Annotated in this window: 16 protein-coding genes and 1 pseudogene; 6 read left to right on the forward strand and 11 right to left on the reverse strand. The window is 62.7% G+C overall.

The features are described from left to right. Window positions 1–2: 2 nt before the first annotated feature. The 7 genes and pseudogenes from RX327_RS01565 to RX327_RS01595 form a co-directional block, all read right to left on the reverse strand. Window positions 3–842: a DUF3883 domain-containing protein gene (locus tag RX327_RS01565; RefSeq protein ID WP_050383573.1), complete on the reverse strand. Its 840-nt coding sequence runs from the start codon at window positions 840–842 to the stop codon at window positions 3–5. A gap of 42 nt (window positions 843–884) precedes the next feature. Continuing rightward, on the reverse strand, window positions 885–2135 hold the full coding sequence (locus RX327_RS01570; protein ID WP_317249260.1) for an NAD(P)/FAD-dependent oxidoreductase: 1251 nt from the start codon (window positions 2133–2135) through the stop codon (window positions 885–887). A 157-nt stretch (window positions 2136–2292) separates the two neighbouring features. Further along, a complete protein-coding gene (typA, locus tag RX327_RS01575) occupies window positions 2293–4119 on the reverse strand; it encodes a translational GTPase TypA (RefSeq protein WP_317249261.1) in 1827 nt (608 codons plus the stop codon). A 276-nt stretch (window positions 4120–4395) separates the two neighbouring features. Then, window positions 4396–4626 carry a hypothetical protein gene (locus RX327_RS01580; protein ID WP_050383575.1) on the reverse strand — a complete coding sequence of 77 codons (231 nt, stop codon included), beginning with the start codon at window positions 4624–4626 and terminating at the stop codon, window positions 4396–4398. Between the two features lie 18 nt (window positions 4627–4644). Next, window positions 4645–4926, reverse strand: a complete 282-nt coding sequence (locus RX327_RS01585) for a hypothetical protein (protein WP_050383576.1) — start codon at window positions 4924–4926, stop codon at window positions 4645–4647. Further along, window positions 4923–6380 (reverse strand): radical SAM protein, encoded by a 1458-nt coding sequence (locus RX327_RS01590; RefSeq protein WP_317249262.1) that lies wholly within the window; start codon window positions 6378–6380, stop codon window positions 4923–4925. The genes RX327_RS01585 and RX327_RS01590 overlap by 4 nt, the downstream gene beginning before the upstream one ends. After that, window positions 6361–7082, reverse strand: a pseudogene (locus tag RX327_RS01595) (prolipoprotein diacylglyceryl transferase). The gene RX327_RS01590 and the pseudogene RX327_RS01595 overlap by 20 nt, the downstream one beginning before the upstream one ends. 295 nt (window positions 7083–7377) lie before the next feature. On the opposite strand from RX327_RS01595, the gene RX327_RS01600 reads away from it, so the two are divergent. From RX327_RS01600 to RX327_RS01615, 4 genes are all read left to right on the forward strand, one after another. Further along, window positions 7378–8766, forward strand: a complete 1389-nt coding sequence (locus tag RX327_RS01600; RefSeq protein WP_244481789.1) for a hypothetical protein — start codon at window positions 7378–7380, stop codon at window positions 8764–8766. Window positions 8767–9032: 266 nt separating this feature from the next. Then, window positions 9033–9491, forward strand: coding sequence for a hypothetical protein (locus RX327_RS01605; protein WP_028337372.1), 459 nt, complete (start codon window positions 9033–9035; stop codon window positions 9489–9491). Window positions 9492–9637: 146 nt separating this feature from the next. Further along, window positions 9638–11374, forward strand: coding sequence for a type I secretion system permease/ATPase (locus RX327_RS01610; RefSeq protein ID WP_050383623.1), 1737 nt, complete (start codon window positions 9638–9640; stop codon window positions 11372–11374). Continuing rightward, a complete protein-coding gene (locus RX327_RS01615; protein WP_050383579.1) occupies window positions 11371–12825 on the forward strand; it encodes an HlyD family type I secretion periplasmic adaptor subunit in 1455 nt (484 codons plus the stop codon). Before RX327_RS01610 ends, RX327_RS01615 begins: the two co-directional genes overlap by 4 nt. A 15-nt stretch (window positions 12826–12840) precedes the next feature. Here RX327_RS01615 and RX327_RS01620 read toward each other — a convergent pair whose 3' ends face one another. The 3 genes from RX327_RS01620 to RX327_RS01630 form a co-directional block, all read right to left on the reverse strand. Then, window positions 12841–13611: a response regulator transcription factor gene (locus tag RX327_RS01620; RefSeq protein ID WP_050383580.1), complete on the reverse strand. Its 771-nt coding sequence runs from the start codon at window positions 13609–13611 to the stop codon at window positions 12841–12843. Between the two features lie 205 nt (window positions 13612–13816). Next, the gene (locus tag RX327_RS01625; RefSeq protein WP_244481791.1) at window positions 13817–14401 is read right to left on the reverse strand and encodes a hypothetical protein; all 585 of its coding nucleotides are present in this window, start codon (window positions 14399–14401) and stop codon (window positions 13817–13819) included. Window positions 14402–14598: 197 nt separating this feature from the next. Continuing rightward, the gene (locus tag RX327_RS01630; RefSeq protein ID WP_317249263.1) at window positions 14599–15363 is read right to left on the reverse strand and encodes a Crp/Fnr family transcriptional regulator; all 765 of its coding nucleotides are present in this window, start codon (window positions 15361–15363) and stop codon (window positions 14599–14601) included. Between the two features lie 266 nt (window positions 15364–15629). On the opposite strand from RX327_RS01630, the gene RX327_RS01635 reads away from it, so the two are divergent. Both RX327_RS01635 and RX327_RS01640 read left to right on the forward strand, forming a co-directional pair. Continuing rightward, complete coding sequence (locus RX327_RS01635) at window positions 15630–16004, forward strand: response regulator (RefSeq protein ID WP_050383581.1); 375 nt, start codon at window positions 15630–15632, stop codon at window positions 16002–16004. 88 nt (window positions 16005–16092) lie between these two features. After that, window positions 16093–17214 (forward strand): hypothetical protein, encoded by a 1122-nt coding sequence (locus tag RX327_RS01640; protein WP_050383582.1) that lies wholly within the window; start codon window positions 16093–16095, stop codon window positions 17212–17214. Window positions 17215–17236: 22 nt separating this feature from the next. Here the strand turns inward: RX327_RS01640 and RX327_RS01645 are convergent, their stop codons facing one another. Next, window positions 17237–17998, reverse strand: a complete 762-nt coding sequence (locus RX327_RS01645; RefSeq protein WP_410712229.1) for an N-acetylmuramoyl-L-alanine amidase family protein — start codon at window positions 17996–17998, stop codon at window positions 17237–17239. Window positions 17999–18332: the final 334 nt, after the last annotated feature.

Raw genomic sequence — 18332 nt, forward strand, 5'->3', positions numbered from 1 at the left:
GTTCAATCGCAGCTATTGAACGAAGCCTCATACGACAGAGGTTCGAGCGAAACTAGTTTCTCCAGCGGAGGCACCAACTCGAACATTCTTGGGGCCTTCAAGAAGTCATACAAGCGGCAAATCCGAAACTCTTTCGGTCGTTCCCTTGAGAACGAAAGCTCGTTGCGGGTCATATAGAAAGGCGCGGTCTGCGAACCGACAGTAGTCTTTACCTCCAGAAATCTCTCCTTGCCTTGAGCATCGAACGACAAGACATCGTAGCCGGCACCATCGCCATCCTCCATCGAAACCCACCTCACCTTTTTAGCAAGGTCAGCTCGGTCGAGCGCCCGGAGCCGCTGTCGTTCAAAATGAAAGACAATTTGCTCGCCGTCATGCCCTAACTTGCGATTCAAAAAATCACGTTCGGCGGGATTGAACTTTCGGATAAGGCGTTGAGCCGCGTTAGGACGGGGCGCCTTTTTCGCGAGGTCAGGCGGCGGCTCCAGGAAGAGCTGTGGTCGCTCGCCGATCTCGTTCGACAGCAGCAGCTCTGGATGAAGGGCGGCGGGATGATTGGTAATGTATCGTTCGACTGCGCCCACAATTGATTTCTGAAAATGAGCCCTGGGCTTGTATCCGTTAATCCAAGGGATTTCGAGCAGCTGAAGGACTGCCGAAATGTTATGGTGTTTGAATTCGATGGAGCTGTTGCTTCGGCCGATCTGACCCACCAACACCCGTCGGTGCTGGGTCTTGTCGTAAGGTGCACGACGCATTTCGTCGTTCAGCATCGAGAAGTAGTCGGCGACGATGAGGTCGAGCTCGTCGTCTGTCCAATCTTTTCGCTCCCCTGCTGCCATGCGCGAAAAATGGACTAATCCTCTATCTGCGTCCAGTCTTCGTCAGGTCTTCGAGCCAGCCGCACCCACCATTTCCCTCGCCGCCCGCTCTCCCGAGTCCCGCGCGCCGTGCGCGGTCGAGAAAAACTCCGGCGAAGTCGCTTCGCCGGCGAAGAACAGCCGGCCGTCGACCGGCGCGGCCAGCACGGCGCGCTTGTCCGCGTGCCCCGGCAGCGCATGCGAATAGGAGCCTCTCGCGAACGGATCATGCGCCCAGCGGGATTCGCAGAGCGGCCTCAGCTTGCGCCTGATATTGTTGCCGAGGAAGCCGGCGATCTCGTCGATGCTCTGCGCGGCGATGGCGCCGTCGCCGGCATCTTCCAGCTCGCGCGCAAAGCTGCCGCCGAAGAAGCCCTCGATGCAGGGCTGGCCGAACGGGCGGATGTGGTAGGTGCCCATGTCCGTGCGCATGGTGGCGCCGCGCAGATTGGCCTCCTTCGGAAAGGCTTCGGCGTCGTCGAGCGCCAGCGTCACCTTGTCGTCGACGCCCAGCGGCAGACCGGCCGCGGCATCGACCTTGGCGGGGAGCGGCGGCGAGAAGCGGATCGCCTGATCGGCGATCAGATTGGTCGGAACGGTGACGATCGCCTTGGCCGCGGTCAGCGTGCCCCGCGACGTCTCGATGCGGATGCGCTTGTCGGAATGGTCGATCAGCGTGACCTCGCAGTTCAGCGCGACCGGCACCTGCGCGCCATAGGCCGCGACCAGCGTGCCATAGCCGCGCCGAACCCGCCAATTGATGTCGGTGTCTTCATAGGCGTCGACATCGAGGATCGAAACCTGGTCGAGCTCGCTGCCGTTCACATAGGTCGAGATCGCATCGATCATCGGGTTCCAGCGGTTGCCGGGCTCGAGGTACAGGCTGGCCGGGCTGTCCTTGCCGTGCTGCGCCGCCTGCTCGATGCGGTCGTAGAATTGGTCGATCGCGTGCATGAAGTCGTCGCGCTCGGCCTGCGGAAAGGCATTGCCGAAGGCGCGCTCGCGCCAGGGCGGCAGGTCCTTGTTGACCTCGAAATCGAGTTGTCGTGCGATCGGCACGAAGGAGTTCTTGTCCGCCGAATGCAGCCAGCCGCAGCCGACGTCGAACGCCACGTCAGGCGCGGCCTGGATCGTATGCGCGCGGCCGCCGAGGCGGTCGCGGGCCTCCAGCACGATGGTGGAGAGGCCGGAGTCCTTCAGCGCATTCGCGGCACCAAGGCCCGCGGCGCCGGCGCCGATGATGGCAACATCGATCGTGGAGGGAAGGGAACTCATAGCCCGGCTCTAGCACGTTCGCCGCCGGGCCTGAAGCCGCCACATGCATGACTGTCATCGCCGGCGAAGGCGGGCCGCGGCGTGCTGTATGCCCCGGAGGTGTTAGTGATCGGGCGGCGCTTTGCGCCGACCCGGTGCCGGGGCATGACAGACGGGCTTACGCCACCGCTTCCTTGGCCTTTTCCGCGCGCTTGCGCTCGTTGGGGTCGAGGTGCTTCTTGCGCAGGCGGATCGACTTCGGGGTCACCTCGACGAGCTCGTCGTCCTCGATATAGGCGAGCGCCTTTTCGAGCGTCATGCGGATCGGTGGGGTCAGGCGCACCGCTTCGTCCTTCGAGGTCGTGCGGATGTTGGTGAGCTGCTTGCCCTTGAGCACGTTGATCTCGAGATCGTTGTCGCGGGTGTGCTCGCCGACGATCATGCCTTTGTAAACCTTCCAGCCCGGCTCGATCATCATCGGGCCGCGGTCTTCCAGCTTGAACATGGCGTAAGCCACCGCCTCGCCCTGGTCGTTCGAGATCAGGACGCCGTTGCGGCGGCCCTGGATCTCGCCCTTGTAGGGGGCGTAACCGTGGAACAGGCGGTTCATGATCGCGGTGCCGCGGGTGTCGGTGAGCAGCTCGCCCTGGTAGCCGATCAGGCCGCGGGTCGGCGCGTAGAACACCAGACGCAGGCGGTTGCCGCCGGACGGCTTCATCTCGATCAGCTCGGCCTTGCGCTCGCTCATCTTCTGCACGACGACGCCGGAATGCTCCTCGTCGACGTCGATCACGACCTCCTCGATCGGCTCCTGCCAGGCGCCGGTGGCCTCGTCCTTCTGGAACACCACGCGCGGGCGCGACACCGAAAGCTCGAAGCCCTCGCGGCGCATGGTCTCGATCAGGATCGCGAGCTGCAATTCGCCGCGGCCCGAGACTTCCATCGCGTCCTTGTCGGCGGCTTCGACCACACGCAGCGCGACGTTGCCCTCGGCTTCGCGCAGCAGACGGTCGCGGATCATGCGGCTCGTCACCTTGTCGCCTTCGGTGCCGGCGAGCGGGGAGTTGTTGACGATGAACGACATCGAGACGGTCGGCGGATCGATCGGCTGCGCCGGCAGCGGCACTTCGACGGTCGGATCGCAGAAGGTGTCGGCGACGGTGCCCTTGGTGAGGCCCGCGATGGCGACGATGTCGCCGGCTTCGGCTTCATCGAGCGGGGTGCGCTCGAGGCCACGGAATGCCAGGATCTTGGTGATGCGTCCGGACTCGACCAGCTTGCCCTCGGCGTTCAGCACCTTGACCTGCTGGTTCGGCTTGAGCACGCCGGACGAGATGCGACCGGTGATGATGCGGCCGAGATAGGGATTGGCTTCGAGGATGGTGCCGATCATCCGGAAAGGACCTTCCTCGACCTTCGGCGGCGCGACGTGGCGCAGGATCAGGTCGAACAGCGGCTCCATGCCCTTGTCCTTCGGACCCTCCGGGCTATCGGCCATCCAGCCCTGCTTCGCCGATCCGTAGAGGATCGGGAAGTCGAGCTGCTCCTCGCTGGCATCGAGCGCCGCGAACAGGTCGAACACCTCGTTGATGACCTCGGTCGGCCGTGCATCGGGACGATCGACCTTGTTGATGACGACGATCGGCTTCAGGCCGACCTTGAGCGCCTTGGACACCACGAACTTGGTCTGCGGCAGCGGGCCTTCCGCGGCGTCGACCAGGACCAGCGCGCCGTCCACCATGTTCAGGATGCGCTCGACCTCGCCGCCGAAATCGGCGTGGCCGGGGGTGTCGACGATGTTGATGCGGGTGTCCTTCCACTGCACCGAGGCCGCCTTGGCCAGAATGGTGATGCCGCGCTCGCGCTCCAGGTCGTTGGAGTCCATGGCACGATCGGTCACCTTCTGGTTCTCGCGGAACGTGCCGGACTGCTGGAGGAGCTTGTCGACCAGGGTCGTCTTGCCGTGGTCGACGTGGGCGATGATGGCGACGTTACGGAGGTTCATGGCTCTTCTTCTGGTCGTGCAATGGTCAGATGCGCGATCTCGCCGGACCAGTTTGGCCGGCCGCTCGCTCGCGTGGCCCATTCGGGCCCGGATCACGCTCATACCCAAGAAATTTGACGGGGACGCATCACCCCAAAAAGGAAGCCCGGTCAGAGGACCGGGCACCTTGCGCGTTGCGGCGCAATATAGTCAGAAAACGCCAAAAAACAATGATTTATTGGCTGTTTGGAGGGCTGATTTTCGCTCCAAAGGCGGGTTTTGAGGGGCTTTCAGGTCTTACTTCCGGGTAATCGCGAACACGATCAGGCCAAGCCCGCCCAGCGCCACCAACATCACGAACATGGTGATGGGGTCGCCGCCGGCCCCGGCACCCATCTTGGCGTTGAGAATAGCGCACAGGACCCCCGGGATCAGCAGGATCACCCCCACCACCAGCATGAGCGCGGTCAGGCAGCCGTTGCGCTGCCCGGGTTCCGGAGGCCTGTATGGCGGTGGTGTGTCGGACATGCGTCGTCGAATGGTCCGTCAGCGCCTTCCCGTGATCGCGGCGCGGATCAGCATCACGCCGGCAAAGCAGACCGCGAGCCCGAGCAGGATCAGGAAGAGAATGGAGGGATCGGTTTTCGACTCGCTCAGGACGCCGAACCCGAACAGGAGGGCGCAGAGCCCGGGCAGCAGCAGGACCAGCCCGAACAGCACCATGAACGCCGTCGCGCAGCCGCTGCGTGGCGACGGTGGCGGCGGGACGTATTGGGAGGGTGGCTCCGGTGGTGCAGGCGGGATGGGCGGTGGATTGGTCTCGCTCATCGCGGCACCTCCTCGCTTTGCCGGGCTTCACGGTAGGTCTGGCCCGCCAACCCGGCGCGGATGCCGTCGATCTGTCCGTTCCGATAGAACAAATTGTAGGTGTCGAACGGAATGATCGCGCCCTGCTCCGTCACGAAATGGATGCAGCTGCGCTTGACGTTGCCGACGCAGAAATTGAAGCGATCGAGAAACTGCACGATGGTGACGCGGAAAACATTCTCGTAAGTGAGGCCCTGCGGCACCTCGAAGCTCGGCAGGCAGCACAAGAGTTCGCAGACGCGCTCGCTCGTGTTCAGCGGCCCCGAGGACAGCGAGAACAGGTCCAAGAACTTCTCCTGGAATTTCTCCCGCAGCATCGGATATTTTTCCGGGCTGATGGTGTTGGGCATCACTGCAACGAGCTGCTCCTGCTGTAGCAGCGAGGTCAGCGGCAATACCTTCTCGCCGTTGCGCAGGCCGTAGCCGATCGAGATGCTCTCGGGATTGCAGGGCAGCGGGATCATGTCCTTGTCGCCGAACACGCCGGTCTCGATCACGCGCTTGCGGATCTCCGACAGCATGATGCGGTCGGTGGTCTTGTCGAAATTCTCGTTGCGTCCGGCGTCCTGCACTGGCTGCAGCGTGACGCCGCGCACGCATTTCCAGGTCAGGGCATGGCGGACGATGTCGCCGATCTCGGCGTCGTTGACGCCGCGCTTGATGGTCGCGACCAGCGTGGTCGACACGCCATAATGCTCGAGATTTTCCAGCGCCTGCTGGCGGATTTTTCGCAAATCCGCGCCGCGCAGATCGATCAGCGCATCGCGCTGAAGCGAATCGAACTGGAGATAGACCTCCAGCCCGCGCCTGTTCTCGGCGAGCCGCGCCACAAAGTCCTTGTCGCGGGCGATGCGCAGGCCGTTGGTGTTGATCATGACGTGGCGGATCGGTCGGGCGCGCACCGCGTCCAGGATCTCGAAGAAATCCGGATGCAACGTCGGCTCGCCGCCGGAAATCTGCACCAGGTCGGGCTCGCCTTCGCTCGCCACCAGCGCGTCGAGCATCCTCTCCATCTTCGCCAGCGGCGTGAAGCCGGTGCGCGCCGGCGAGGAATCCGCAAAGCACACCGGGCAAGTCAAATTGCAGTGCTCGGTGATCTCGATCAGCGCCAGGCAGGAATGCTGCTCGTGGTCGGGACAGAGGCCGCAATCATAGGGGCAGCCGAATTCCGTGCGGTGCTGGAATTGCAGCGGCCGGTCGCCCGGCTTGATGAAGTCCTTGCACAGCCGCCAATAGGCCGCGTCCGTCGACACCAGCGTCGACTGAACGCCGTGCTCCTTGCAGCGCTTTTCGTACCAGACCTCGTTGCCAAAAATCTGGATCTTGGTCGGCGCCAGCTTCAGACAGGTCTCGCAAAGGGATTGGGTCTGGCCCCAGAAGATGTAGGGACGCGACTTACGCGACGGCGCGTTCATGCTTCAAGCTCACATTCGGCGCCGTCGCCAGCATGACGGCGGCGTAAATCATGACAAACAGCGACAGCAGGTGAAACAGCGTGAAAGGACCGATCAGCGTGCCGTAGGGCTTGAGGAATTCCCATAGGAAGCGCTGCAGCCCGTAGTAGAACAGCACGAGGTAGAATCCGTTGGTGATGACGGCGGCATTTCGGTTCAATACGGCCCAGACATAGAATGCCGCGAACCCCGCCATCGCCAGGCTCTCGTAGAGCTGGACAGGATGGCGAAGGACGCCGTCGCCGAAATCATGGCCGAAAGGCAGCGCCGTCGGCGTGCCGTAGGTGAAGTCGTCGAGGCCCGCGAAGTAGCATCCAAGGCGGCCGATCGCGATGCCGAGCGCCAGCGGCAGCGCAAACCGGGCGCCGGTTCGCACCGCGCGATCCCTGCGGACCATTTGTAGAGCTCGATCGCGACGATGCCGCCGGCCAGCGCGCCCTCGACCGAGCGTGCGACGCCCGCCATGCCCGAGAACCACAGGTTCAGCGTGCCGAAGATGTAGGCGCCAATTCCGGCGCCGAACACCAGCGCGGCGATATAGGGCAGCTCGAAGGATTGCCGGGGGAATTGCAGCCCGCGCCGGTGCGACAGCCACCACATGGCGAGCGCGGCCGCACCCCATGCTGCAACGTCGAAGACGGCGTGAAGTTCAGCCCCACTCATGAGGCGAGTGTAGCGTGATTTTCGCGGTCCGTGATAGCGACTTCCCGATTGCAATGGCGGAGCGAGGTTATCAACCCGTCCGCCTGGGAGCGGCGAGCTGATGGACCACGCCGGCCCGCGCAAAGCTACCAAGGCTGTAACCGCGCCAGAACGGATATAGCCGATGTTACGGCGTCCATCCGAAGCGCTATATCCGAACTGACGGCTGGGCTTTCGACCTTCCCAGGATGACATTCTGTCCGCAGTGCAGAACCCGTCCCGATTGCGCGGAGCGATTGCGATGAGGAAGGCTACGATGGATTTTTCGCGGATGTCGGATGGGATCCGGCTGCATCACGCCTCTCATCGCCACGATGGGCACGATGGGCACGATGGTGACGACGAGCCGGGTCCGGCACCGAGCAGCCCGTTTGCAGGGCTCGATGCGCATCCCGCGACCCCGAATTCCCCGCCTCATGACTCTGGCCCAGGCCAATCCGACCATCCCACCGCGTCGGGGGACGGCACCGGCGGCCACGTCGGCAACCACACTGCGGCGAGCCTGGATGCTTCGGCAACGAAGCCTGCTGCCGGCGCATCCCATTCCGCGACAGGCATCGCTTCGATCGAGAGCGGGGCGAACACCGCCGGGAACGGCGGAGACGGTTACTTTTACGGAGGTATCATTCACGCATCCCTGTTGATCTATGAACCGATCAACATTTCGGTGAATTTGGGATACGGCTCGGTCGCCGTGGCCAACCAGTCCAACGATTTGAGTGTCGATCAATCCGCCTTTCAGATGGCCGGCGTCGGCGGACATGGTGGGAATGACAACCTTGCATCGGGAGGCAGCATCAGTGCTTCCCTGGGCTCCGGCGTGATCGGGAGCGGCGACAACGGCGCCGGAAACGGCGGCAGCGGCTATTTCTCGGGTGCGTTGGTGGACGCTCCCGTGGTGATCTATCATCCGATCAATATTGCGGTGGCGAGTTCAGGCGGCACGGCCTATGCAAGTCAATCGAACACAGTCGACATCGATCAATCGGCTACGCAGATCGCGGGCGTCGGCGGAAGTGGCGGAAATGGCAATGTGGCCTTCGGCGGCAGTATCATCACGCTCGACCCCAGTTGGGGATCAAGCAACGGAGGAAGCGTCTGGGACGTTCAAACGGGCGGGAGTCAGGCCGGCAATGGCGGCGACGGCGCGTTCTACGGGAGTCTCGTGCATTCCTCGATCTTAGTTTACGACCCGATCAACATCGCAGTCGCGGGCTATGGCTCCAACGTTCATTCAGTCCAGACGAATGACGCCGACGTGGATCAATCCGTAATTCAGATCGCCGGCATGGGCGGGCACGGCGGCAATGGCAACGCCGCGACGGGCGGCCATGCAAGCCTTCCTTCCCACGGCTTGTGGGGCGGCTCCGACGCGATTGCGACCGGCTCGAACGGCGCAGGCAACGGCGGCAACGGCTATTTTGCCGGCAGCCTGATCGATGTCAGCGTCGCGATCTATGCACCCATCAATATCGCAATCGCGGGGCCCCATTCGACGGCCGTGGCCGATCAGGTCAACAACGTGCACATCGACCAGAGTGCGGTCCAGATTGCCGGACTTGGTGGGGACGGCGGCTACGGCAATCTCGCGCTGGGTGGCGATCTTTCCGCCCATCTTCTGTCGGATCTTCACCTGTTGGCATAGCGGAACATCGCACCGCTCGCGCAGGCCGGTCGCAAGGTAGCGGACTCCCTGCGCATGCAAATCTCGCGCAGAGTCGTCCTCCCCGATGTTTCGAGCTCCGATGTTGCGCGACGAATGTCATACTTTCGTACGTAGGTCGACCAACCCGGATGGTGTCCGATTTGACATCTATCGGCAGCGCGCATCGCCGGATCAGACTCGCCCGTGTGCGTCCGCCTGATCGGGATGGATGACGCACGACAGCCAACACAAGGACGGAGGCTCAAATGTTGCCCAAGGCGATCAGCATCTCGGATTCGATCGAATTCAAATCGATCAACACCGGTGGTCAAAGTGTCGGAAATGGCGGCGACGGTACCTTCAAGGGAGCTATCATCAGCAAGCCGACCCTCAACTTCGATCCAACCAACAAGGCAGAAGGCGCCGATGTGCATGTGAACACCGGCGACCACGTCACTCAGACGGCAGATTGGGACGCCGGCGGCGCAAACGCGACGGCCTCGGTGTTTGCGAAGGCCCACGGCGGAAGCGCCGAGTCGAACGGAAGCCAGAAATCCTACAGCGGCCACGATACCTCCAAGGTATATGCCCATACGGATGCCACTCAGATCAACAAGCTCGCGGTGGACCAGCACCAGGATGTCCTGGCTGGCATCGGCGGCAATGGCGGAGACGGCAACGCCGCGCTGGGTGGAGAAGTGAGCTTCCACCTCGATACATTCTGACCATCGGCTCGTCCGACCGTGGCGGGACCGGCGGCCATTGCTGCCGGTCCCGCAGTTCAAGCCGATGCCCCGCCGATGCCTTTCTTGGCAGATCGCGTTGGCCGTCGGGCAAGTGCGCCGGACTTCGATTTCAGGCGGTGACGATCATGCTGATGCCGCCCATTCGGTTGCCTGTCCTGCCGCAGATCTCGACGCCACTGCACGCGGCCCTTTGGTCCTGTGCGGGACCGCTTGGTCTCGTATTCGCGTATAGCTGCAGCTACAACCTGCTTTTGTTTGCGCCCTCCATCTACCTTCTTCAGATCTACGACAGGGTGTTGTCGAGCCGGAGCGGCGACACGCTGCTCCTGCTCACGCTCATTGTCGCGATCACGGTCGTGGTCGGCGGCGTGTTCGATGCCTTGCGGCGCGCTGTCTTGGGTCGCCTTGGCGCCTGGCTCGACGATCGGCTCCGTCCTTGCGTGCTTTCGGCCAGCCTCGAATCCGCGCTTCGCAGCGATTGGACGCGGGCGTCGGACGCATATCGGGATCTCACCGTGCTGCGCCAGTTCATCGATTCCGGCGCATGTCCGATGCTGTTCGACGCACTCTGGGCGCCCCTGTTCCTCCTGGTCCTCTTTCTCATCCATCCCCTGCTTGGCGTGGTGGGCGCCTGCTGTGTGGCTTTCCTCTTCGCTCTCACGGTTGCCGGAGATCTGGTTACCGAGGACGTTCTGCTCAGATCCGGCGCCGCGCTGTCCAGAAGCTACGGTCGCCTCCAGGCCGCCGCAGGCAACATCCACATGATCCGCGCCATGGGAATGCTCGATAGCGCTGCGCGCACGATCTACCATGACGCGCAGGAGGCACGCAGAGAGCACGATGTGGCAGTCCGGCGAAGCGAGATCGTGATGCTGGTCACCAAGCCGGTCCGCGCTCTGTCGCAGGTGTTGATAATGGGGGCTGCCGCGTGGCTTGTCCTCGATCACGGAAAGAGTCCGGCGATCATTTTTGCTTCGACACTGATGTTCAGCCGCGCGCTCGCGCCGGTCGAAAGTGCGATCGCAGGCTGGAAGTCACTCAGGACGGCCGTGAGTGCCTGTCAGCGGCTCGGCGCGGTTCTCGCCGCGTCCCCGGCCGCCGGACAGCAGGATCCGGAGGTTTCGCAGCGGCAAGCGTCGAGCGGCCTCATTGTCGACAACGTCAGCGTGAGGCTATCGGGGACCAACCACCTTTTGCTGAACGGTGTCTCGCTCACGCTCGCGAGCGGAGAATGCCTTGGCATTATCGGTGCGTCCGGGTCAGGCAAGTCCCTGCTTGGCCGGGTGATTGCCGGGCTGTCGACGCCAACTCATGGCTGTGTCCTGCTCGACAATACCGACGTCTCGCTGCTTCGCGAGGGCCTAAACGGTCACCGTCTCGGTTATCTCCCCCAGGACATCGACCTGCTCGGCGATACGATAAGCGATATCATCGCACGGCTTGATGATGCCGATCGGCGGAAGGTCGTGGAAGCGGCCAAGCTGGTCGGAATTCATGAGGCGATCATGCGCCTGCCGAACGGGTACGACACGGTGATTCACCGTGAAAAATCCTTCTCGCGCGGATATCGGCAGCGCCTCGGTCTTGCCCGGGCCTTTTTCGGCGGTCCACGCCTGATCGTTCTCGACGAACCGAATGCCAGTCTCGATTACGGCGGCGAGCGAATGCTGCTGGACGCCATCGAGCGCATGAAGCTCGCCGGTGTCATCCTGGTCGTCGTCACTCATCGTATGGGTCTCCTCGCAGCCACAGACAAGATTGCCATTATGGAAGAGGGGGCGGTCGTCGCTTTCGGCGACAGCGAGGAAATCTTTGAGCGGCACCTGAACCGACCCCAGGTTACATCGCGGATTGCGCCATGATCCGGAATCCTCTCACCATCTGGAAGCTTCCCACGATCTGGGACCAGCTCGTGCGAACGCCGGCAAGCCCCCCGCTCGCCGGACGGCTCGGAGTCGTGGTTACCGCGATCGACGATTTCGAGCCCCTCGAATATCCATGGTGTGCGACCCCGACACCCATCTCTCCGCGTAGACGGCTTCGCGGTATCACCCTGGCGGGCAACCTGCTGGTGCTCTGCTTCATGCTGGGGCTCGGCACATGGGCGTGCCTCGCGCCTCTCGAGAGCGCAGCGATCGCTTCCGGCGTCGTGGAATCAGAATCGAGCCGCAAGACGATTCAGCACCTGGAAGGCGGGATCGTCAGGAAGATCCTGGTTTCGGACGGCGACATCGTGCGAAGCGGACAGACGCTGATCGCGCTGGACGACACCCGGCCCGGTTCGGAGGTGCAAAGCCTTCAAGGCCAGTTGTGGGATGCAATTGCTCGTGCCGCACGGCTTCAGGCCGAGCAGCAGAACTTTGGGAGCATCGCAATCCCGAGCGCGCTGGAACAGGACAGCAAGCGAAATGGTGTGGCCGCCGCCGCGGTATCGGCGCAGCAGTTCATTTTTCAGGCGCGCCGGCAGGTGCATGAGTCGCAGCTTGCGGTCATTCGCGAACGGAGGCTTCAAGTCGAGAGGGAGATCGAAGGTCTCAAGGCTCAGCAGAGCGCCACCGGGCAGCGGGTCGACATCGTCCGGGAGGAACTGGATATGGTCACGACGCTCGTGAACAAGGGACTCGAACGGCGGCCGCGGCTTCTGAACCTGCAACGTGAACTGGCCGACGTTGAGGGTCGCCGCGGCGAGATCACCGCGCAGATTTCGCGCGCCGGGCAGGTCATCAGCGAGCAGCAGGCCACATTGTTCAAGCTCGAGAGCGATAGGCAGAACGAGATCGCACAGTCGCTTCGTGAAGCACAGAACCAGATATTCCAGCTCCGCGAGCGGTTGCTTGCGGCCAGGGACCAGCTATCGCGAACGGAGGTGAAGGCGCCCGAGGACGGCGTGATAACCGACTTGCGGATTCATACAGCGGGCGGCGTCATCGGGGCGGGTGCTCCGCTCATGGAGCTGGTGCCCCGGCAAGACCGCCTCATCGTGACCGCCCGCCTGAGGCCGGAGGACATTGATGTGGTTCATCCCGGCCTGAATGCCGAGGTGCATCTCGTGCCGTACAATCAGCGTCGCGTACCGCGCCTGAAGGGCATCGTTGTGCACGTATCGGCAGACCGGCTACTCGACAAGCGTACCGACCAGCCATACTACGCGACCAAGATCCGGATCGACGACGCGCAGATCGCCGCAAACGACTTCCAGATCGTCCCCGGTATGCCGGTTCAAGTGTTCATCACCACGGGGCGCGGTACCGTCGCACTTTACGCGCTCAGGCCCCTGCTCGACAGCTTCCGCGGTGCATTCAGAGAGGATTGATCCCGCTCACGGTGACTAGGTCTCCGGCATTGTACCCGGGTCGTGATCGCGATTCTGCGCGAGCGACCGGCCGCGCCAGCGGAGGACCGCTTCCGTGCGATTGTGAGCGGCACATTTCCTCATGATATGCTGAATGTGCATTTTGACGGTGCTTTCCGAGAGCTTCAATTTGGCTGCGATCAGCTTGTTGGGCAGGCCGAGCTCCAATTCCGCCAGAACGTGCTGCTCTCGAGGGGTGAGATCGCTCCTGTCGATGACCGCCCTGGCTGCCTCGTTCATCAGATATGCGGACGCAAGCCCGCGCGCGTCCGGCGGATCGAAACCCGGCATCCTGTTCATTTCGGCGACCGGCAACGGCCTGTAGACGCCGCCGACAAGAACAAGGCGCAGGCCGGCTATGACGACCTCGATTGGTAGCGAGGTGGGAAGAAAGCCGCGAACACCCCGCTGCATCGCGGCTTGTGCGGTCGGCTCGTCGTCATGGTTTGACAGGATTGCGACGGCAGCATTGGGACAGTACTCGGCCACGAAGGCGAGATCGTCCTCGACCGAGGGATCGCCGATGGGCTTGTCCGCGATACTCAGCAGCACCAGACGAATGTCGCGGGCTGACATGCAGTCCAGGCCTCGGACCGTTGCCATGTCGAGGATCTCGAAGTCGGCCAATTCCCGTCTGAGGACGTTGAGAATACATGTGCGCGGCAACAGGTGCGGCTCGATGATCACCAGAACCGGTACGTGAAGCGCTCCATTGAGCCGTTTTGAGGAGTCCGTTATGTCGTCCATGATTTCCTCGGAATGAAAAGAATTTCTGCGACAGTTCCATCGATCCGTATTGCGCATTTACCGTTGCGGCATTCATCCTGAATGCATCATCACGCGCAGCCCCGACATCAGGATCGCATCCATTGCGGGATAGCCTGGCGCCTCGGTGGAAATTCTTTCCGATCAAATCATTTGAACGCGCGCCGTGGCGCGGTCGACGCATCCCCTATTTGCAGATATTTCGATACGCCGTTGACGCCGCCGACCCCGACTTGCCGTCGACGACATACGCTTCATCCTCCTTCACAAGATACAGAAACGGCCTCCCTCCAGTCTCTCCGCCCGACGCACTTCTTCCTTTCACGCGCCCGCAAATCGTATCCACGGCGCGTCCGAACGTGTTCTTTCGCATGGCGCGCTTCATGTCGCTGAATTCGGCCGATCCCGGATCCTCTATCTGCGCTGCAATCGTGACCTTCGCTTTGGTGAGGACAGGATCTGCTGCGTCCGCGGCGTGTTCGGGTGTCGGGACGTTGATCCTCGTCCGCGGGGACGCCGCCTTGGCGAGGTCGGGCGGTCCGTGTTTCTTCGATGATGGTCTCCTGCCGGATTTTGCCAGGGTTGCAGAATTCGATTTCACGATCGCAGGCGCTGGCGCTAACGCCGCCGGCATTGGCTCTGTGGGTCGGGCGACTGCAACCTTGTCCAAACAGGGTCTTGACCCACACCCAAGGAAATACCCTCGGGAAGGCGCGAACCAGCCAAAGCCGACCAGGATTCCTGCCAGCGCTCCGACAAAAAGCAGTCCCATCCGATTCCCCTCCTCGGGAGCTCGGCTCGCACTCATAACTAGGACTAATTCCGCGCTGGTGATCCTATCTGTTGCGCAAAAGCGTTAAGCGCTCATTAAGCGCGCGGGCTTGGGGCGATAGGACGACCCCTACGGCGATGTCGGGTTTAGCGGGCTTCCGGAAGCATGGCGGATGCGATGAATTATAAGTACACACCCTAGTTCGCCGGGTTGTCCTCGCTTGGATACACGCCGCGCAGCACTTCCTCGAAATGATCCTTGACGGCGTCGTTGCACAGGCAGGAGCGCTGCCGCAGCTTGTCCGCGTCGCGGATCACGATCGCGCCGCGGCGCGTTTCCAGCACGCCTTCCGCCTTGAAGTTCTGGATCACGCGGCTGGTGTAGCTGCGGCCGACGCCGAGCAAAGTCGAGAGCTGTTCATGGGTAAGCGGCACCATGCCGTTGCCATTGGTGCGCTCCATCGCCGAGATGATCCATTTGGCGGTGCGCTGCTCTATCGAATGGATCGCGTTGCAGGCGGTCGACTGGAAGATCTGGGCCAGCAAGCAATCGGCATAGCGGGCAAAGATGTTGCGCACGGAGATCGACTTCAGCTTGGCGGCGTCGAGCTTGCTGATCGGCAGCCGCGCAAACGGCCCGCCGAACTTCACGCAGATCCGGGTATAGGCCGGCAGGAATCCCTCGCTGACGATGCCGCCCACCGCGCCTTCGCGGCCGACAAGAATGGTTTCGACGTCGCGGCCGTCCTCATTGGGCACCATGTACGAGACGAGGCTCGGCCCACACGGGAAATGCACGGTCTGAACATCATCGCCGGGGCTGTAGAGCAGGTCATTGGCCTGCGTGTCGATCAGCCCCAGATGCGGTGCGATCAACTGGTAATCGGCGTCGTTCAGCCGGCGCAAAAGATTGTTGAACGGCCGGTCACTCGTCCCGGCCAACTCGGTCCGTTTCGCGATCATGGGAAATTCCTGAAAACCCAACCCGACAATAATCGAAAGGTTCCCGGATTTATGTTCACTAGTGAACAGACGGCGCGGCCCGCGATGTGATGGTTTCACCTCGGGAACAGCCGGCGTGCTCTCAGGCGCCGGTCGCGGGCCATTCGGCCGGAGCGATCCGGTCTCTCATCCATGCCTTGGTGCGTTTTCGAGCGAAGTGGACATCGGTTCGCGTCAAGAAAATGCATCAAGACAAAAAGCTCTAGCAAACGGAAACTGGCACGCCCATGGACTTCGCCCCCAATGCCGGCATGCCCGGCGATGTCCTCGTGGTCGAGGACGATCCGATCATCTCGCTCTATTTCGAGGACACCATCCTCGGCTTCGGCGCCCGCACGGTGCGCACCGCTGCGAACGTCGCCCGCGCGCTCGAGCTGATCGCCGAACGCGCGCCGGATTTCGCGCTGCTCGACGTCGGCCTCGTCAGGGGCGAGAAGACCTTCGCGATCGCCGAGCGGCTGGATGCGCTCAAGGTGCCGTTCGCGTTCGTCACGGGTTATGGTGCGGACATCCGGCTGCCGGCATCGCTCGCCGACAAGCCGCGGCTGACCAAGCCGTGCTCGAGCGAGGCGCTGGAGGCGGCGCTGCGAAGGCGACAGTGACGGATTGCGGGGCTTCGGCCCTCGCCGCCGCCGCGTTCGTCGTCTACGATCCGGTGCGTCGGATTCGGTGACGAATCGGGAAGCCGTCATGGCGAACAGGACATCTGCTGCTGTGCCCGCAGCAGTGCTCTCTCTTGGGCTGTTCCTCGCGCCGGGTGCAATGCATCCGATCGCCGGTTTCGTGTCGCCGGCGATCGCCGAGCCGGCCGCGCTGACGAGCGCGCAGTCGGCTGCCCGCGAAACCTACGACAATGCCCTGCGGAATTTCGAGGCCATCCTGCGCCAGCGCCGCGCGCAGATCGATTCGAAGCAGCCGCTGCCCGACTTGCCGGGCCAGGCGATCTATCTGGCCCGTGTCGAGATGATGAGCGCCTACAAGGACCTCACCGATGCGCTTCCGTCCAGGATTGGAAGACCCAACAGATTCGGAATCCCCCCGGCCTACTTCAACGCCGACAATGAGCCGCTGCTCGATGACTACAGGAAGCTCTTCGACGTCATGGAGGCGCCGCCCGCCGGTGCGCAAACATCCGATACGCCATTCAAGGACGTGGTCGATCTGGCGACGGTGATCGCGCGGGCCAAGGGTCTTGACGCCGCCGACGCCGCGGTCGCGGGCCGTATCAGCCTCGGCCTCTTCTTTGCCGAAACGAACGGCAAGCAGAATGCGGGCAATGCACGATCGAACACCTATAAAGGAAGCCTGCAGACCGGCCCGTCCGAGGATCGCGACGGCCGAAGGAAGTGGGCCGCCATCAAGGGGTCGATCGCGACGCTCGATCCTGCGCTGAGCCGTCGCGACGACCGGGAAGAGGCACGGGTCGGCAACCTCGACCACAGGTTCAATCACTGGACCGCCGTGCGGGACGGCCTCATGAACGCGCACGCCGAACTTTTCCCGCAGGTCGCGGCGATCCAGAAAGCCCTGCCGGACCCGATCGATCAGATGAAGGTCTTTGAGCTGATCCAGATCATTCCCACGCCGACCAGGGCAGCGCTCAAATCGGGCAACCTCGTCGGCTACAGAATTTCCGATCCCAGGATCATGCGATATCTGCGCAACAACAGCGTCTTCGCGTTCGGTCGGGCCGACCGGGCAAGAACATCCGCGACCTTCCGCGAGATCCTCGATGCGATGTGGCTGTTCAACGCCAAGTTCGAGCAGGCGCTTGCCAAGTTCAAGCAGATCAAGTCGGGCAAGCCGGGCTGAGGAGGAGTTGATCGCTCGGCCGTCAGGGTGGACCGAGCAGCGCCCATCGCGGCTCGCAGAATTCCTTCACGGCGGAAGCGACGCTGCTGCTGATGAGGTTTTGGCGCTCGGGCGAGTTCATCTCGCGTTCCTCGTCCCGGTTGATGATCGAGCCCGCCTCCAGCAGGATCGCGGGCATCGCGGTCTTTCTCAGCACGATGAGTTCATCATTGCTGTAGACGCCGGTATCCTTGTTCAGCAACGGGTGCTGGTAACGACCCATGATAGCCTGGCTGTATTGCTCGGCATAATGCAGGCCCTGGGCCTTCATTTCGCCGGCGACCAGTTCGGCGAACCGGAGGCTGGTCTTGAAGTCCGGATTGTCCCGGGAGACGAACACGGAGTAGCCGCTGAAGCGGTCGCTGAAGTGGCTTTTCTTGCCCTCGAACTCCCAGTCCTCGAGCATCTTGTTGGGCACGGAGTCATGGTGGATCGACATCAGCAGATCCGCGTGCAGATTGTTGGCGGCGGCGACCCGCTTGAAGAGGCTCGGTCTCGCTTTGCCTTCGGTCAGCAGCAGCCTGGTTTCGGCGAAGCCTTCGGCTTTCAACCTCTCCTCGATCAGCTTCGCAAGGCGCAGGTTGAAGGTGAACTCGGCAACATTCCGCGCACTGATCGCGCCTTCCGATTGCGCGGTATGTCCGACATCCAGCACGATCCGGAACGTCGCGGGATCGCATTTGGCAGCGGCCGGCTTGAGAGCTGAAAGCGGCAGGGTGACTGGCCCAAGGGCGGCCAGCCGCATGGCGCGGTGCCTGGGCGGAGCGCGGTGCCTTGCCAATTTGCCAGCCCTTGTCGCCTTCGCGCGCTTCGGCGACTTGGCATGCTTGGGTGAGCTCCTGAAGAGATCGGGCAGCCAGCCGGCATCGCTGGCTTCGATCGGCAGCAGCGCGAACACTGCGATCGCGACGACCAAAAAGCGGCGAGGCCGAAACCTCGCGACGATACCACCGAGCACGCGAAAGAATTCGCAGCGCCTCATGCTCCGCCCCTCCGGGCCCCCAGCATAACGGCTCTGACATCGGTACCGGAAGAGGCCGGGAAGGTCCATCCCCGGCAATCGCGTTGCCTCGCCTTGG

It is taken from the genome of Bradyrhizobium sp. BEA-2-5, assembly GCF_032918025.1.
Classification (GTDB): domain Bacteria; phylum Pseudomonadota; class Alphaproteobacteria; order Rhizobiales; family Xanthobacteraceae; genus Bradyrhizobium; species Bradyrhizobium pachyrhizi.

Coding starts and splice junctions, on each gene's coding strand:
- RX327_RS01565 (WP_050383573.1), bottom strand. CDS start 842: ATGGCAGCAGGGGAGCGAAAAGATTGGACAGACGACGAGCTCGACCTC.
- RX327_RS01570 (WP_317249260.1), bottom strand. CDS start 2,135: ATGAGTTCCCTTCCCTCCACGATCGATGTTGCCATCATCGGCGCCGGC.
- typA (WP_317249261.1), bottom strand. CDS start 4,119: ATGAACCTCCGTAACGTCGCCATCATCGCCCACGTCGACCACGGCAAG.
- RX327_RS01580 (WP_050383575.1), bottom strand. CDS start 4,626: ATGTCCGACACACCACCGCCATACAGGCCTCCGGAACCCGGGCAGCGC.
- RX327_RS01585 (WP_050383576.1), bottom strand. CDS start 4,926: ATGAGCGAGACCAATCCACCGCCCATCCCGCCTGCACCACCGGAGCCA.
- RX327_RS01590 (WP_317249262.1), bottom strand. CDS start 6,380: ATGAACGCGCCGTCGCGTAAGTCGCGTCCCTACATCTTCTGGGGCCAG.
- RX327_RS01600 (WP_244481789.1), top strand. CDS start 7,378: ATGGATTTTTCGCGGATGTCGGATGGGATCCGGCTGCATCACGCCTCT.
- RX327_RS01605 (WP_028337372.1), top strand. CDS start 9,033: ATGTTGCCCAAGGCGATCAGCATCTCGGATTCGATCGAATTCAAATCG.
- RX327_RS01610 (WP_050383623.1), top strand. CDS start 9,638: ATGCTGATGCCGCCCATTCGGTTGCCTGTCCTGCCGCAGATCTCGACG.
- RX327_RS01615 (WP_050383579.1), top strand. CDS start 11,371: ATGATCCGGAATCCTCTCACCATCTGGAAGCTTCCCACGATCTGGGAC.
- RX327_RS01620 (WP_050383580.1), bottom strand. CDS start 13,611: ATGGACGACATAACGGACTCCTCAAAACGGCTCAATGGAGCGCTTCAC.
- RX327_RS01625 (WP_244481791.1), bottom strand. CDS start 14,401: ATGGGACTGCTTTTTGTCGGAGCGCTGGCAGGAATCCTGGTCGGCTTT.
- RX327_RS01630 (WP_317249263.1), bottom strand. CDS start 15,363: ATGATCGCGAAACGGACCGAGTTGGCCGGGACGAGTGACCGGCCGTTC.
- RX327_RS01635 (WP_050383581.1), top strand. CDS start 15,630: ATGGACTTCGCCCCCAATGCCGGCATGCCCGGCGATGTCCTCGTGGTC.
- RX327_RS01640 (WP_050383582.1), top strand. CDS start 16,093: ATGGCGAACAGGACATCTGCTGCTGTGCCCGCAGCAGTGCTCTCTCTT.
- RX327_RS01645 (WP_410712229.1), bottom strand. CDS start 17,998: ATGCGGCTGGCCGCCCTTGGGCCAGTCACCCTGCCGCTTTCAGCTCTC.